This is a genomic window from Nocardia spumae, assembly GCF_020733635.1.
In the GTDB taxonomy this organism is placed as follows: Bacteria; Actinomycetota; Actinomycetes; order Mycobacteriales; family Mycobacteriaceae; genus Nocardia; species Nocardia spumae.
Window position 1 is genome coordinate 1,122,014 of sequence record NZ_JAJFZL010000001.1, and the last position, 16,039, is coordinate 1,138,052.

The 16,039-nt window shown below is 68.8% G+C and carries 9 protein-coding genes (1 of these 9 only partly in view); 5 read left to right on the forward strand and 4 right to left on the reverse strand.

Annotated elements, in window-relative coordinates:
- The 3 genes from LKD76_RS04635 to LKD76_RS04645 form a co-directional block, all read left to right on the forward strand.
- Positions 1-7,786 carry the 3' portion of a non-ribosomal peptide synthase/polyketide synthase gene (locus LKD76_RS04635; protein WP_227979693.1) on the forward strand. It extends 42,698 nt beyond the left edge of the window, so the window shows 7,786 of its 50,484 coding nt (coding positions 42,699-50,484); its start codon lies beyond the left edge, outside the window; the stop codon is at positions 7,784-7,786.
- Between the two features lie 158 nt (positions 7,787-7,944).
- Positions 7,945-8,712, forward strand: coding sequence for an ABC transporter ATP-binding protein (locus LKD76_RS04640; RefSeq protein WP_227979694.1), 768 nt, complete (start codon positions 7,945-7,947; stop codon positions 8,710-8,712).
- Positions 8,697-10,274 carry a hypothetical protein gene (locus tag LKD76_RS04645; RefSeq protein ID WP_227979695.1) on the forward strand — a complete coding sequence of 526 codons (1,578 nt, stop codon included), beginning with the start codon at positions 8,697-8,699 and terminating at the stop codon, positions 10,272-10,274. The genes LKD76_RS04640 and LKD76_RS04645 overlap by 16 nt, the downstream gene beginning before the upstream one ends.
- Positions 10,275-10,287: 13 nt before the next feature.
- On the opposite strand, the gene LKD76_RS04650 is transcribed toward LKD76_RS04645, so the two are convergent.
- Positions 10,288-11,403, reverse strand: a complete 1,116-nt coding sequence (locus tag LKD76_RS04650) for a GDSL-type esterase/lipase family protein (RefSeq protein ID WP_227979696.1) — start codon at positions 11,401-11,403, stop codon at positions 10,288-10,290.
- Positions 11,404-11,506: 103 nt separating this feature from the next.
- Here LKD76_RS04650 and LKD76_RS04655 point away from each other — a divergent pair, with 103 nt between their 5' ends.
- Positions 11,507-11,986: a MarR family winged helix-turn-helix transcriptional regulator gene (locus LKD76_RS04655; protein WP_227979697.1), complete on the forward strand. Its 480-nt coding sequence runs from the start codon at positions 11,507-11,509 to the stop codon at positions 11,984-11,986.
- A 157-nt stretch (positions 11,987-12,143) separates the two neighbouring features.
- A complete protein-coding gene (locus LKD76_RS04660) occupies positions 12,144-13,886 on the forward strand; it encodes an MFS transporter (RefSeq protein ID WP_227979699.1) in 1,743 nt (580 codons plus the stop codon).
- A 16-nt stretch (positions 13,887-13,902) separates the two neighbouring features.
- On the opposite strand, the gene LKD76_RS04665 is transcribed toward LKD76_RS04660, so the two are convergent.
- The 3 genes from LKD76_RS04665 to LKD76_RS04675 form a co-directional block, all read right to left on the reverse strand.
- A complete protein-coding gene (locus LKD76_RS04665) occupies positions 13,903-14,301 on the reverse strand; it encodes an NUDIX hydrolase (protein ID WP_227979700.1) in 399 nt (132 codons plus the stop codon).
- A 62-nt stretch (positions 14,302-14,363) separates the two neighbouring features.
- On the reverse strand, positions 14,364-14,960 hold the full coding sequence (locus LKD76_RS04670) for a hypothetical protein (protein ID WP_227979702.1): 597 nt from the start codon (positions 14,958-14,960) through the stop codon (positions 14,364-14,366).
- Between the two features lie 253 nt (positions 14,961-15,213).
- Positions 15,214-16,014 (reverse strand): family 1 encapsulin nanocompartment shell protein, encoded by an 801-nt coding sequence (locus LKD76_RS04675; protein ID WP_227979704.1) that lies wholly within the window; start codon positions 16,012-16,014, stop codon positions 15,214-15,216.
- Between the last annotated feature and the right edge of the window lie 25 nt (positions 16,015-16,039).

Consider the following 16,039-nt stretch of genomic DNA (forward strand, 5'->3'; position numbering starts at 1 on the left):
CATCCTGCTCGGCCGCATGACCGGCCGTGACGATGTGGTGTTCGGCGCCACGGTGTCGGGACGCCCGGCGCAGTTGCCGGGTATCGAGTCCATGGTGGGTCTGTTCATCAACACGCTGCCCGTGCGGGTGCGGGTGGACGGACAGGTGAGCACCGGTGAACTGCTCACCCGCCTGCAGGGTGAGCAGGCGGCCCTGCTCGACCACCACTACCTCGGACTGGCCGATATCCAGCAGGTCGCCGGTGACGGTGTCGAATTCGATTCGCTGCTGGTCTTCGAGTCCTATCCGGTCGACGCCGACGCCATCGCGGCGGCCAGCGCGATCGACGGGATGTCGGTGGCCGGTGTCGATTTCGTCGGCAACACCCACTACCCGCTGACCCTGATGGTCACCGCCGAATCCGTCATCGAGATCGGGCTGGAGTACCTGACCAGCCGCTTCACCGAGGCCGAGGTGGCGGAGCTGGGAGCCCGCCTGGTCCGGGTGCTGACCGCACTGGCCGGTCCCGCGCAGGACCGGGTGGTCGATATCGATGTGCTGCTCGGCGCGGACGAGGCCCATCGCATCCTGGTGGACTGGAACGACAGGTATGTGCCGGTCGAGCCGGGTCTGCTGCTGGACGGCTACCGCCGTGCGGTCGCCGAGTACCCGGATCGGGTCGCGGTGTCCTTCGAGGGCGCCGAGCTGACCTACCGTGAGTTCGACGAGAAGGTGAACCTCCTCGCCCGCCGGCTGATCTGGCAGGACGTGGGCCCGGAGTCACTGGTCGGGCTGGCGATCCGGCGGTCGCTGGAACAGGTCGTCGCGATGTACGCGATCGTCACCGCCGGTGGCGCCTACGTGCCGCTGGATCCGGACCACCCCGCGGAGCGGATCGCGCACGTGCTCGAGACCGCGCAACCGGTCTGTGTGCTGACCCGCACCGCCGACGCGGTACCGGTGCCCGACGGCGTGGAGGTCATGAACCTCGACACCGTGGATCTGGACGGCTTCGAGACCACTCCGGTGCGCGCGGACGAACTGCTGGCGCCGATCCATCCGGACAACCCGGCCTACGTGATCTTCACGTCGGGTTCGACCGGACGGCCGAAGGGTGTGGCGATCTCGCACCGCACCATCCAGAACCAGATCAGCGTGATGCTGGTGCAGTACCCGATGACCGCCGACGACGTCTATCTCGAGAAGACGCCCACCACATTCGACATCTCGCTGTGGGGCTACTTCATGACGTTGCGGGTGGGCGCGAAACTGGTCGTGGCCACCCCGGACGGCCACCGCGATCCGCTGTACCTGGCGGAAACCATTGCCGCGCAGCGGGTCACGATCTCCGACTTCGTGCCCTCGATGCTGACGGTGCTCGCCGCGCACACCCCGGCCGGTGCGATTCCGACCCTGCGCACGATCCTCGCCGCGGGTGAGGCGCTGCCGCCGGAAACCGTCGCGGCGGTGCAGGCGATCAGCAATGCCCGGGTGCACAACCTCTACGGCCCCACCGAGGCCACGGTCAGCGTGACGCACTGGGCCGCGACGGGTGCCGAGCCGCTGAGCGTCCCGATCGGGCGCCCGGAGGGCAACGTCCGGGTCTACGTGCTGGATTCGCGGTTGCGTCCGGTGCCCGCGGGCGTGGTCGGCGAGTTGTACCTGGCCGGCGATCAGCTGGCCCGTGGCTACGCGGGTCGCCCGGATCTGACCGCGGAGCGGTTCGTGGCCTCCCCGTTCGGTGCCGGTGACCGTATGTACCGCACCGGTGACCTGGTGCGCTGGCGCGAGACCGACGGTACGGGTGTCCTGGATTACCTGGGCCGCATCGACTTCCAGGTGAAGTTCCGCGGTCAGCGCATCGAGCTGGGCGAGATCGAGTCGGTGGTGCTGGCACAGCCGGCGGTCAGCCAGGCCGTCGCGTTGGTGATGGATTCGGAGCTGGGCGATCAGCTGGTGGTCTACGCGGTGCCGAAGCCCGGTCTGCGACTGGACCAGGCGGCCCTGCTCGACGCGGCGGGACAGCGGCTACCGGCCTATATGGTGCCGTCGCAGATTATCGAGCTGGAGGCGTTCCCGCTCAACCCGAGCGGCAAGCTGGACCGCAAGGCGCTGCCCGCGCCGACGTTCAGCCGCCGCGAGTTCCGGGCCCCGTCCACCCCGATCGAGGAGATCGTGGCGGGCGTGTTCGCCGAGGTACTGGGTGTCGAGCGGATCGGCGCCGACGACGACTTCTTCGAGCTCGGCGGCAACTCGCTGATCGCCACCCAGGTGATCGCGCGAGTCGCCACCGCGGTCGGCACCCGGGTCGCGGTGCGGGCGCTGTTCGAACGGTCGACGGTCGCGGGATTCGCGGCGGCGATCGAATCGCACACCCGCGAATCCGGCGCCCCGGTGCTGGGCAGCCTGGCACGGCCGCAACGGATTCCGTTGTCGCTGGCGCAGCAGCGGATGTGGTTCCTGAACCGGTTCGATCCGGATTCGGCCGCCTACAACATGCCGGTCGCGGTGCGCTTGACCGGTGAGCTCGATGTCGCGGCGCTGCGTGCGGCGATCGGCGACCTGGTGGCTCGCCACGAGGTGCTGCGGACCGTCTACCCGCTGGGCACCGACGAATCCGGTGCTGCCGCACTCGATCCGGTGCAGGTGGTCCTGCCGGTCGGCCGGGCGGTTCCGGAACTGGAGCTGCGCGCGGTGACCTCGGCCGAACTCGAAGCGTCCCTGCTGGAGGTGGTGTCGACGACGTTCGACATCACCGCCGAGGTGCCGCTGCGGGTGGTGCTGTTCGAGATCACCGACGCAAGCGCCACCGACGCACGGGAATACGTGTTGTCGATGGTCGTCCACCACATCTCGGGTGACGGTTCCTCGATGGCGCCGATGACCCGCGATGTGATGACCGCCTATGCCGCCCGCTCGGTCGGCGAGGCGCCCACCTGGCAGCCGTTGCCCGTCCAGTACGCCGACTACAGCGTCTGGCAGCGGGAGCTGCTGGGCCCCGAGGACGATCCGGATTCGCTGGCCGCCAAGCAGGTCGCGTACTGGACCGAGGCGCTGGCCGATCTGCCCGATCAGCTGGATCTGCCACTGGATCGCCCGCGCCCGGCCACCCAGTCCTACGTGGGCGCGACGGTCACGGTGGATATCGATGCCGAGCTGCACCGGGCGCTGGTGGAACTGGCGCGCGAGCGCGGCGCGACGTTGTTCATGGTGGTGCACACCGCCTTCGCGCTGCTGCTGGCGCGGCTGTCGGGGACCGACGACATCGCCATCGGCACTCCGATGGCCGGTCGCGGCGAGCGTGAACTCGACGATCTGATCGGTATGTTCGTCAACACCCTGGTGTTCCGCACCCGGGTGGACTCCGGTGAGCCGTTCGTGGAACTGCTGGCCCGGCAGCGTGACGCGGACCTGCAGGCGTTCACTCACGCGGATCTGCCGTTCGAACGCCTGGTGGAGATCCTCAACCCGGTCCGGTCGACCGCGCACCACCCGCTGTTCCAGGTGGGCCTGTCGTTCCAGAACCAGGGTTCGGCGAGCCTGGAGCTGCCCGGACTGACGCTGTCCGGCGTCGAACTCGACACCGAGCTCTCGCAGTTCGACTTGAACCTGCTGATCACCGACGGTTACGACACCGCGGGCGCGCCCACCGGCATCACCGGTGCGCTCACCTACGCGACCGCCGTCTTCGACGAGGCCACCGTGCGTGGTTTCGTGGATCGGTTCGTCCGTATCCTGCGCGGCATCGTCGCCGCGCCGGATCTGGCGGTGGGTGAGCTCGAGATCCTGGACGGCTCCGAGCGTCGGGCACTGGCCGCCCGCAACGAGACCGCGCACGAGACCGATCGCGCGGCCACGCTGGCCTCGCTGTTGCGATCCTCGATGGCGGCGGACCCGCAGGCGGTGGCACTGACCGAGGACGGCGTCGGGAACGTCGGCTACGGCGAGCTGTCGGATCGGGTGAACACCCTTGCCCGGCATCTGATCTCGCTGGGTGTGGGGCCGGAGGTCCGGGTGGTGCTGGCCATGCGCCGGTCCGCCGGACTGGTGGCCGCCATGTACGCGGTGACCACGGCCGGTGGCGTCTATGTGCCGGTCGACCCCGACCAGCCCGCCGAGCGGACCGGTTTCATCCTCGAGACCGCCGCGCCGATCTGCGTGCTGACCGATGCCGAGACGGGATTCGAGACCGAATACGCGCCGGTGATCACGGTGGACGCACTCGATCTGTCGCAGTACTCCACGGCCGAGGTCACCGATGCCGACCGGACGGCGCCGCTGCTGCCGGAGCACACCGCCTATGTGCTGTTCACCTCCGGCTCCACCGGCCGCCCCAAGGGTGTGGCGGTGCCGCACGCCGCCATCGTCAACCAGATGCTGTGGCTGGCGGGCGAATTCGAACTCGATACCGACGATGTGGTGCTGCTGCAGGCACCGGCGACCTTCGACATCTCCGAGTGGGCCTACTGGTCCCCGGCGGTGAGCGGCGGGCGCATGGTGATCGCTCGCGAGGGCGGACAGCGGGATCCGGAGTATCTGAACGCGCTGATGGCCCGGGAATCGGTGACCAGCCTGCACCTGGTGCCGTCGCTGCTGGATGCGCTGCTGATCGATTCCGGTGGGCAGCTGGCGGATTCGCTGCGCCGGGTGCTGACCATCGGTGAGGCGCTGCCCGCCGCGACCGCGCAGCGGTTCCGCGCGGCGAACGCGGCCGGGCTGTTCAACGTCTACGGTCCGACCGAGGCCGCGGTCTCGGTCACCAACCATCTGGTGACCGATGCCGACCAGGCGTCGGTGTCGATCGGCGCGCCGGAGTGGAACAGCCGGGTCTACGTGCTGGATTCGCGTCTGCACCCGGTGCCCGACGGTGTCTCCGGCGAGTTGTATCTCGGCGGTGTGCAGTTGGCGCGCGGCTACTTCGGCCGCCCGGATCTGACCGCGGACCGGTTCGTGGCCGATCCGTTCGTCGCCGGGGAGCGGATGTACCGCACGGGCGACCTGGTGGCCTGGACCGCCGACGGCGAGCTGGATTACCGGGGCCGCACCGACTTCCAGGTGAAGATCCGCGGATTCCGCATCGAGCTGGGCGAGATCGAGGCCGCGATCCTCGCGCTCGGTTCGGTCGCGCGGACCGCGGTCCTCGCGAAGACCGATGAGCGCCTGGGTGATCGACTGGTGGCCTACCTGGTCCCGGCCGACGCCGACGCCGGTCTCGATCCGGAGGCGGTCGCCGCGGAGCTGGCGGAGGCACTGCCGTCGTACATGGTGCCCGCGGCCTTCGTGGTGCTGGCCGAACTGCCGCTCAACAGCAGCGGCAAACTCGACCGGAAGGCACTGCCGGAACCCGAGTTCCGCACCACGCGGTACCGGGCGCCGTCAACTCCGGCCGAGCATGTCCTCACCGGGATCATCACCGAGATGCTGGGCAACGACGAGATCGGCGTCGACGACGACTTCTTCGCCGTCGGCGGTAACAGCATCCTGTCGATCCAGCTGGTGGCGCGGGCGAAGGTGCAGGGCGTGAACTTCCGCGCCCGTGACGTCTTCGAGCGCCGCACCATCGCGGCACTGGCCGCGGGGGCCGAGATCGGTGAGGGGACCCAGCTGGAACTGCCGACCGGCCCGCTCGTCGAGGTCGGGCCCGAGGACATGCGCCAGTGGGAGCGGGACTATCCGGGCCTGGTCGAGGTGTGGCCGCTGTCGCCGCTGCAGTCGGGTCTGCTGTTCCACGCGATGATGACTCAGTCCACCGTCGACGTGTACGGCCAGCAGGCGATCATCGCCTTCGAGGGCGCGTTGGACGTGGAGCGGTTGCGGGCCGGCGCCCAGGCGATGCTCGACCGCTACGACAACCTGCGGGTCGCCTTCGCCGCCGATGCCGACGGCCGTCCGGTGCAGCTGGTGCAGGACCGGGTGGATGTCCCGTGGCAGGACGTGGATCTGACCGGGCTGCCGGAGTCCGAGGGTGCGGCGGCACTGCGGGATCAGCTCGCCGAGGACCGGCGCCGCCGCTTCGATATGGCGACCGCACCGCTGTTGCGGTTCACGCTGTACCGGATCGGGGATGCGGAGGCGCAGCAGTGGCAGCTGGCGATCACCGCGCACCACATCGTCTTCGACGGCTGGTCGATGCCGCTGCTGATGCGCGATCTGCTGGTGCTGTACGCCACCGGCGGTGACGCCTCCGCGTTGCCCCAGGTCAACTCGTATCGCGATTTCCTGGCCTGGCTGTCGACCCGCGATATCGAGGATTCGCTGCGGGCGTGGCAGGAGGCCCTGTCCGGGGTCACCGAGCCGACCCAGCTGGCCTCGCAGTCGCAGTCGGCCGAGACCTACGGCTCGGAGAAGTTCTTCACCGAACTGGACACCAGCCTCACGCAGCGCTTGAACAAGTTCTGCGCGGATCTGGGCATCACGGTGAACACGCTGGTCCAGGCATCGTGGGGGTTGTTGCTCGGGCGCCTGACCAACCGCGAGGACGTGGTGTTCGGCGCCACCGTCTCCGGCCGTCCGCCGGAGCTGCCGGGTGTCGAATCCATGGTCGGCCTGTTCATCAACACGCTGCCGGTCCGGGTGCATCTCGACGACCGGAACACGGTGGCGGAGATGCTGACGGCGTTGCAGCGGGAGCAGGCCGCGCTGCTGGACCACCACTATGTGGGGCTCACCGATATTCAGCGGGTGAGCGGTCCGGCCGTCGCGTTCGACTCGCTGGTGGTCTTCGAGTCCTATCCGGTGGATCGGGAATCGATCGAGGCGGTCACCTCGATCGACGGGATGTCGGTGACCGGTGTCGACTTCGCCGGCGCCACGCACTACCCGATGACCCTGTGGGTGACCGCGGAAGCGACCATCGGACTGAACCTGGAGTATCTGACCAGCCGCTTCTCCGCGGAGGACGTGCGGACGCTGGCCGATCGCCTGGTCCGGGTGCTCACCGCGGTGCTGGACGATCCCGAGCGTTCGGTCGGTGCGATCGACATCCTCGATCAGGCCGAGCGCGACCGCATCCTCGCGGAGTCGCAGGTCGGCACCGCGGCGGCGGCCGAGCCCGCCCGGGTCGGCACCCGCACGCTGGCCAACGTCCTCGGCAAGGTGGTCGAGGAGGATCCGCAGGCGCCGGCGCTGCTGGACGGTGACGCCGAAATCGCCTACCACGAGGTCGATTCGCGGTCGTCGAAGCTGGCGCGGGTGCTCATCGGCCGCGGTGTGGGACCGGGTGACATCGTCGCGGTGACGTTGCCGCGTTCGGTGGATGCGGTGGTCGCGCTGTGGGCGATCCAGAAGGCCGGGGCGGCGGCGCTGTTCGCCGACGGTCTGTCCTTCGGTGAGATCGTCTCCGCCGGAGCCGGATTCGGTATCACGCTGGAACCGGCCGCCAAGTCGGTGCGGTGGCTGGTACCGACCGATCCGAAGGTGCGTGCGGAAATCGATGCGGCACAGTCGCATCCGGTCTCCTACGCCGATCGGGTCCGGCCGTTGGCCGACGATCATCCGGCCTTCGTGATCCGCACCTCCGAGGGTGGTCTGCGCACCCTCACCCAGGAGCAGGCGCTCGACCACGCCGACACGATGCGCGGGGAGTACGAGATCGACTACGAGTCGACCACGTACACCACGGCGGCGGGTGGTCCGGCGGCGCTGGCGGAATTCCTGGCGGTCGCGACGGCGGGTGCCCTGTCGGTTCTGCCGACCGGGGATATCGGCGGTGATCTGGAGGACGGCGAGGTGAGCCACTGGTTCGTAGCTGTGGGTGAGCCCGACGATGCCGGTGGTGACGACATCCAGGTGATCGTCGCGGAGTGACCCTGTCGTGCCGGGCAACGGCCGCACCTCGAACGGGGTGCGGCCGTTTTCCGGCACGGGCCCGAGGGGCCGGTGCTCGTCGAGTGAACGACGGTCTCCCGACAGGCGGAAGCGGGTACCGTCGTGAGCGCGGTCCTGTGGCTCGCGAAGGAGGGGATATGCAAGCCGATAGCGCACCTGCCCTGCAGCTGAGCGGGCTGTACAAGCGATTCGACGGGCCCTGGGTGGTCGACGGGGTGAGTCTCTCGGTGCCACCCGGGTCGTTCTTCGGACTCGTCGGCCCCAACGGTGCGGGTAAGACCACCACGCTGTCGATGGCGGTCGGCCTGTTGCGGCCCGATGCCGGGCAGGCGCACGTCTTCGGATTCGACGTGTGGTCGGATCCGGTGCGGGCCAAGACGATCGTCGGTGTCCTGCCCGACGGCCTGGCCCTGCCGGAGCGGCTCACCGGGCGCGAATTGCTCACCTACACCGGCCTGTTGCGGGGTATGCCGCAGGCGACGGTGGCCGAACGAACGCAGGAGCTGCTCGCCGTCCTCGAACTCATCGACGCGGAAAACACTCTGGTAGTGGATTATTCGTCCGGGATGCGCAAGAAGATCGGTCTCGCCACGGCTTTGCTGCACGGGCCGAAACTGCTCGTACTCGACGAACCGTTCGAGGCGGTGGATCCGGTGTCGGCCAGCACGATTCGCACCATTCTGCGGCGATTCGTCACCGCGGGCGGTTCGGTGGTGTTGTCCAGTCATGTGATGGCCCTGGTCGAGAACCTCTGCGATCACCTCGCGGTCCTCGACAAGGGCCGGGTGGTGGCCGCCGGATCGGTTGCCGAGGTCCGCGGCGAAGGAAGTCTCGAGGAGGCATTCGTCCGCTTGGTGGGCGGACGGATCGGGGGAGACGAGGGGCTGTCGTGGTTGGCGTCCTGATCCGTATGCGCTGGCGGCTCACCGCCCGCGCGATGAGTAACGGACGGGCCGCGGTCGGCTTCTGGCTCGGCCTGGCCTTCGGACTGCTGGCCGCGGCGGTCACGGTGGTCCTGATGGCATCGGCCGGCCACGGCTGGGATACCCGTGCCGCGGTCAATGTGGCGGCCAGTCTCTACGCGGTGTGGACGCTGGGCTGGTTGTGCGGGCCGGTCATCACCGGCAGCAGCGACGAAACCTTGCAGCCCGAGCATTTCCTGCTGCTGCCGCTGAGCTATCGGCAGCTGGCGATCGGGCTCGCGGCGGTCGCCTTCACCGGGCCCGCGGGCGTCGTCAACCTCATCGCCTTCGCCGGACTGGTGGCCGTGGCAGCCCAATTGGGTGTCCTGCCAACGCTGTTCGCCGTCGTGGGCACGGCTCTGCAATTGATCTTCGTGGTGATGTTGTCGCGGGTAGTGCTGGCCTGGATCGGCGCGGCCATGCGCTCGCGGCGCGGTCGCGATCTGGGTGTGGTGCTGGCGGGGCTGACGGGTCTGGCCTATTACCCGCTGCAACTGCTGATCTCCTATCTGGGCCCGCGCCTGGAGCATGTGTCTCCCGGCGTCGGGATCACCTTGCGAGCGTTGCCTTCCGGCTGGGCGCCGTACGCGGTACAGACCGCCGCCGAGGGTGCCTGGTGGTTCGGCCTGCTCGCGCTGGCGGGGCTGGCCGCGCTGTCGGGACTGCTGTGGCAGGCATGGGCCGTGCTACTGAAACGTCGTCTGACCACCACCGCGGCGCCCGCCGGACCGGTGCGCGCCCAGGCCGGTTCGGGACGCCTGGAACGCGTGGTCCGGCCGACTCCGGTCGGGGCGGTGGTGCTCAAGGAGCTACGCACCTGGTGGCGTGACGGCAGGCGGCGCGCGGCGCTGTTGCCGCTGATGCTCATCGGTGTCGTGCTGCCGATCTTCCTGGGCCTTCGGAACGGCGGGGCCAGTCTGCCGTTCGCCGGGGTGTTCGTGGTGTGGCTGGCCGCGATGGCCAGTGCGAACATGTATGCCTTCGACGGCACCGCGCTCTGGCACACCCTGGTCATTCCCGGTGCCGTCCGGGCGGATGTGCGCGGCCGGATGATCGCCTGGCTGGTGGTGGTGAGCCCGCCGGCGGTGGTACTCACCCTCGTTCTGCCCGGTGCGGTCGGCCGGTGGCAGCTGTATCCCTGGGCGGTGTCGACCCTGCCGGTGGTGCTCGGCGTCGGGATCGCGGCCGCGATCTTCCTGTCGGTCTATGCCGCGTATCCGCTTCCGCAGCAACGGGGTAACCCCTTCGCGAGCAATTCCGGGAATCCGGGATGTGCGCGGGCCCTGACGCAACTGGCCGTCGGCTTCGGTCAACTCGTGGTCAACCTGCCGGTACTGGGCCTGCTCCTGCTCGGCGCCTACCTGCACAATGCGCTGATCCAATGGTGTGCGCTGCCCGTCGGTATCGCTCTGGGCGTCGGTGCGGCGGTGCTGGCCGCGCACGTGGTGTCGGATCGGGTGGAGTCTCGCGGACCGGAATTGCTCGCCGAGGTCGAACCTCGCTGAGGGGCGGGCGAACTCATCCGGCCAGCGGTAGCCGCATCGTCTGCGCCATGATCCGTGCTCCGGCATCGTTGAGGTGCAGACCGTCACCGCTGTCGAGATCCGGCCGGATGAAATCGGGCCGCTCCGGATCCGCCACCGCTGCCGCCACATCGAATACCGCGTCGAACACCGTGGCCCCGCGCAACCATTCGTTGATCTCGGCGCGCACCGGCATCGCCGGTTCGGCGTCGACCATCGGATAGATCACGCCCGCGAACGGCCCGACCGTATTGGCGTAGATGCGCAGGCCCGCGGCGTGAGCGCGCGCGGCCAGTTCGGTGTACCCGGCGATCAGATCGCCGACGGCGGCCGGTTCGCCCAGCGCCAGATCATTGATCCCCAGATTGACCACCACATCGGTGACACCGGGAACCTCGAGCACATCGCGGTCGAATCGGCCCAGTGCGTGCTCGCCGACCTCATCGGTGAGCAACTGGTTGCCGCCGATGCCCTGATTGACCACCCAGCCCCGCGACAGCAGCGCGTTCAGCTCATCGATCGAGCGGTGGTTCGCGCCGACGGTGGTCCCCGTGCCCTCGAACCAGGAATCGCCGAAGGCCACCACCACCGGGGTATCGGTCTCGGCGAGCACATCGATGCCGGTCACGTAGAAGCGTGAGGCCACCTCCTCGGCCTCGGGCAGTTCGAGATCCGCGGTCCGATCACCGGCGGCCACGTAGCCGATCTCCATCGGCTGATGGGAGAAGGTGGCGAGTCCGGTATCGCCCGGGAGGTACAGACTCAGCAGCAGATCGTCACCGCCGTCGACCGCGAGATCGACGATATCGCTGATCAATTCGCCGCCCGCGGGGATGCGTACCCGTTCGGCACCGCCGAAGCGCACCACCGTGTCGGTCTCGGCGATCGGGGTGGAGCCCGACTTGCGCAGGGCGATACGGGCCGCGCCGATATCCAGTGGATCCCGTCCGTACCGATTGCTCAGCCGGACCCGCAGCTGCCGCCCGCCGCCGGCCATGTGCAGCACCTGCCGCACGGTCGCGTCGCTGAATCCGCGCGGTTCGGTCAGCTGGAACTGCTCGTAGGGGCTGATGATCGCGGAACGGAATCCGGCGAGCCAGGTGCTGGTCATGACGTCTCCTTTAGTTGCTGCGAGGAATATCCTCGCAGCAATAATATGGAAGATGTTCCTCATGTCAACTATCCGCGCAACAACTTCGCTGTAGGGTGAACGGGTGGACCACATCAACGACGACGTTTTCGACGACCCCCGGCTCGGCGATATCGGGATACTGTTCGAGGCGACCAGTGGGATCCGCCGCAAGCTCGAGCCCAGCTGGTCCGCGAACGGCCTGTCGCTACTGGATTTCGCGGCGCTCATGCGGCTGAGCCGCTCGCCCGGCAAGCGTCTGCGCATGACCGATCTGGCCGACCAGGCTCAGCTGTCCACCAGTGGCGTGACCCGGTTGGTGGATCGGCTCGAGCGCAACGGATTCGCCCGTCGTCAGCCCGATCCGAACGATCGGCGCAGCTCCTACGCCGCGCTGACCGCGGCCGGTGCGGCCCGGCTGGCGAAGGTGCTGCCGGAATATCTGAAGATCCTCGACACCTGGTTCTACGGCCGGCTCACGCCCGAACAGTGTGAGGCACTGATCGCCGGCCTGCGGATCATCCGCGACGCCACCTTCCCGGAGGCGGGCCGAGTCAGCGACTGATCCCGGTCGCCCGCGTGTTGGGTAGCCGAATGCTCGCGATCATCGCACGGTCCCATATCGCCCTGTCGCTATTGCCGAGATTCGCCCGGTTCGACTCGTAGACTCGATCGGTACCGGTTACTTCCCAGCAAAACCGGGTCGACGACGGGAGCGGCGCATGGCTGATCACGTTCGAACAGACGCTGAAGTTCTTTCGCCGCCCGCCGGTGCCAGACGCGGGCTGATCATCGCGGTCGTCGCGCTGGGCGTGGCCATGGTGACGCTGGACGGCACCATCGTCGGAGTCGCGCTACCCACGATCATCGCCGACGTGGGATTGGACTTCACCCAAGCGCAGTGGGTCTTCTGCGTGTATTCGATCGTGGTCGCGGTGCTGCTGATCGTGCTGACGCGCCTCGGCGATCGTTTCGGCCGTCGCGCGATCCTGGGGCTCGGTGTGGTGGTCTTCGTCGGCGGCAGCGCGCTCGCCGCGTCCGCGGATACGCCGAGCCCGCTGATCTGGGGCCGCTTCGTGCAGGGCCTGGGGGCCGCGGCCGTACTCGCCGGATCGTTGTCGACGGTGGCGGCGGTATTCCGCGGCCGGGATCGGGCGGTGGCCTTCACGGTCTGGGGCGTGGCGCTGGCCACGGGCGCGGTCGCCGGCGCGCTGCTGGGCGGCTGGTTCACCGACTCGTTCACCTGGCCGTGGATATTTCTGATCAATATCCCGATCGGTGTAGTGGTGCTGGTCGGGACGTTGCTGGCGATTCCCGAAACCCGCATCGGCACACAGGCGTCCGGGGTCGATGTGGACGGCTGGCTACTCGCCACGGCCGGGTTCGCGCTGGTGGTCTACGCGCTCATCGAGGCTCAGCACTACGGGTGGGGACCGCCGCGTCGCGAGTTCACGGTGATCGGGACGACCTGGTCGATGCGCGCGTCGACCTCTCCGATGCCCCTCGTCCTCGTCGTGGGCGTCCTGCTCCTGGTGTTGTTCGTGTTCTGGGAACGCCACCGGGTGAAGGTGGAACACGCTGCGCTGGTGGACTTCTCGCGAGTGCGCGATCCGCGCCGATGGGGCGACGCCGCCATGTTCCTGGTCTCGCTCGCGCAGTTCGGAGTGTTGTTCGCACTGCCGTTGTATCTGGTGAACAGCCTCGGGTTGTCCACGCTGCGAACCGGTTTCGTCCTCGCGGGGCTGACCGGCGCCGCCCTGGTGGCGGGTCTGATGAGTATCGGCTCGGCACGGCCTCTGCATCCGGTGTGGCGAGTGCGGGTCGGGCTGGCGATCGCGGTGATCACGATCGCGGTGACGGCCTTCGCGCTCACCGCGACGACTTCGGTCTGGGTCCCGGCCATCCTGCTCGCCTGCTACGGGATCGGCATCGGCCTGGCAACCCCGCCGCTGACCGGCCGGCTGTCGGTCGCCGCCCCGGCAGCGGCCTCGGACGCGAGTTCGGCGATCACGCTGACGGCCCGGCACGCCGGCGCGGCCCTCGGTGTGGCGGTGCTCGGCGGCGCGCTCTCCATCGCGCTCGGCCACTTCCTGCCCGATCGGCTCGCCACGGTGCGAGGACTGGTCCCGCGTGCCGCCGACACCGTGACCGAGGCGACCCGTGATTCGGCCGGTGGCGCGATCACCGGTCTGCGCAACCAGCACGCGCCGGCCGCGGTCACCGATGCTTTGGCCGCCGGATTCGCCGACGCGACCAGGGTCGCCCTGCTCAGCGCCGCGGTGGTGCTGCTGTTCGCACTGCTGGCATCCACCCGGATCCCCATGGAGCTCGACCGCGCTCCGGAGCCGGTGGGTGGCCCGGGCCCGGAGGACGGGCAGCCGCCCGGCACAGCGGCCGGCGCGGTGACCGGCGATACGCAGACGCGGGCAGGCGAGGCGATCCGGTCCGATCCGGGGCTGACCTAGCGAGCTCGCGGGGCCGCTACCAGTCGATCAGATCGAGTTCGTGCAACCGGCGGAAGACCAGCATGGAGCCGGGTGCGACATGTGACATGGCCGCGTACTCGCCGACGGTGAAATAACGCAGTTCGGCGATCTCGCTCGTCGGTGTGGGCTCACCGGTCAGATCGGCGGTGAAGCAGGTCATGTGCAGGGCGGTGCCGGGCGCGTGGCCGTAGGCCTCGCATTCGAAGACGCCGAGTTCGTCGTGGGCCGACACATCGACGCCGAGTTCCTCGCGGACCTCGCGATACAGCGCCTGCACGGGTGACTCGCCCGGATCGATCTTCCCGCCCGCCATGTAGAACACGTCCTTACCGGACGACCGTGCCTGCAGCAGACGGCGATCGCGAACGTGAGCCAGCGCGGCGGTGCGGATCATCGGGAAGACGCCTTCACAATCGGGATGGATGGTGGGGGACCGGCGGCGCCCGCCGCGGCGCGTCATCGGGCGGCGGGCGCGAGTTTCCAGTGTTCGTGCAGTGCTGTGGCGATCTCGGGCAGCAGGGTGACCGGGATTCGCTTATGCCGCAGCATGCGTCGAACCTGGGCGACCTGCTCGCACTTGCGGTGTTCGTAGGCGTTCGACACCGGATGCTCGACCGGCGGGATGTTCAGCAACACCAGTTCGTCATGGCCGTCCTCGCCCCCGGTCAGATCGAGCGCGAGCGACCAGCGGGCCCGCTCGTCGAGGGCGAACCGTCCGGCCACCACCCGATCCCACTCCAGGCGGGATTCGGCCCACGGGGTCCGGCGGTAGATCGCACGATCGGTGAGGACCACAACATCGCGGCCGAACAAGGCCACCAGCAGGGCGACCGCCGCGACCACACCGATGAGCAGACCGGTGAAGATCCGCCCCCAGCCGAACAGTGCCACCATCGCGCCGCAGATCACCAGTACGGCCCCGGCGGCGAGTGCACCGTACGCCAGAGTCCGGCGGCCGGTGACGACTCCGGCCCGCACCGGACGCGGCGGATCGTCGGGCAGGCGCGCGATATCGGATCGTTCGCCCGGTGTGGGCGTCACCTCGTCGCTCATCGTCGCGCCCGCGCGCCTGCCGGCGCCCGGTCCGCCACAGCGGGCAGTGCGCTGTCGTCCACGCCGCCTCCCGAATTACACGGTGCGGTGCACCACATCTACACGGTGCGGTGCACCACATCTACACGGTGCGGTGCACCCGCCGATATCTCGCGTCCACGGTACCGATTCCGCCACCGTTGTCCATCCGCCAGGTGCGGCGGATACGGCGAGTGCGGGCCGGCGCGGCGCGCGCCGGGCGGTGCGACCCGGCTCAGCCGCGCAGCGGGACCGCCGCCTCGGCGGTGTAGACCAGGAAGGTCAGGCTTTCCTGGAAGTACAGCTGCACGGTCTCGGCATCGTGGGACAGATAGCCGATCGACAGGTCCTGGCCCAATTGCAGATCGAAGTCCCCGCCACGCGTGGTCAGCACGAACGCGCCGTCGATGGCCGGCGCCCAGATGATCTCGCCCTCGGGGATCAGGCGCTCGATGTGCGTGCGGATCGGATGGCCGTGGTCGGAGGTCTCACTGACGGCGGTGTACAGCTCGGCGCTCAGCAGTACCGAATACGGACCGTCCACACCGGCCAGACGCAGTTTGCTCAATGCCTGCGCGATCGCCTCGGGGATCAGCCGCGTCTCGCTCGGGACGGTGACCGGGGCGTTGGAGACCGACGCCCGGATACCGGTGATACCGGCGGCCGGGTAGCCCTCGAAGACCGCGCGGTCCTCGGCGAAGGCGATCTTCCTGGCCGCATCCTTGACCGGGTCCAGATCGGCATCCTGGGCGCCGCGTTCGACATCGTCGAGTTCGTTCCGGGACAGGGTGAACGGCACCCGCAGCTCGACCAGCGGTGCGACGAGCCGCTGCCGAGCCTGCACATCCTTGTCCGGAGCGTCGATCACGGTGGTTCGACCCAATCCGACCGCGGAGTAGTCGGTGCCGTGCGGACCCGACAGGTCCACCACCCGGCGCCCGGCGATATGACGCCGGAAGGTGCGCGTCGCCTCCTCCTCGATGGCCGACCACGCTTCGGAGGTGATCGGCGCGAGTTCGCGGTGCAGATTGTTCATTGCTGTGTCCTTTCTCGGTACGAGC

Bases quoted from the DNA above. Each gene is read 5' to 3' on its own strand.
- LKD76_RS04640 (WP_227979694.1), top strand. From the start codon at position 7,945: ATGCAAGCCGATAGCGCACCTGCCCTGCAGCTGAGCGGGCTGTACAAG.
- LKD76_RS04650 (WP_227979696.1), bottom strand. From the start codon at position 11,403: ATGACCAGCACCTGGCTCGCCGGATTCCGTTCCGCGATCATCAGCCCC.
- LKD76_RS04660 (WP_227979699.1), top strand. From the start codon at position 12,144: ATGGCTGATCACGTTCGAACAGACGCTGAAGTTCTTTCGCCGCCCGCC.
- LKD76_RS04665 (WP_227979700.1), bottom strand. From the start codon at position 14,301: ATGATCCGCACCGCCGCGCTGGCTCACGTTCGCGATCGCCGTCTGCTG.
- LKD76_RS04670 (WP_227979702.1), bottom strand. From the start codon at position 14,960: ATGAGCGACGAGGTGACGCCCACACCGGGCGAACGATCCGATATCGCG.
- LKD76_RS04675 (WP_227979704.1), bottom strand. From the start codon at position 16,014: ATGAACAATCTGCACCGCGAACTCGCGCCGATCACCTCCGAAGCGTGG.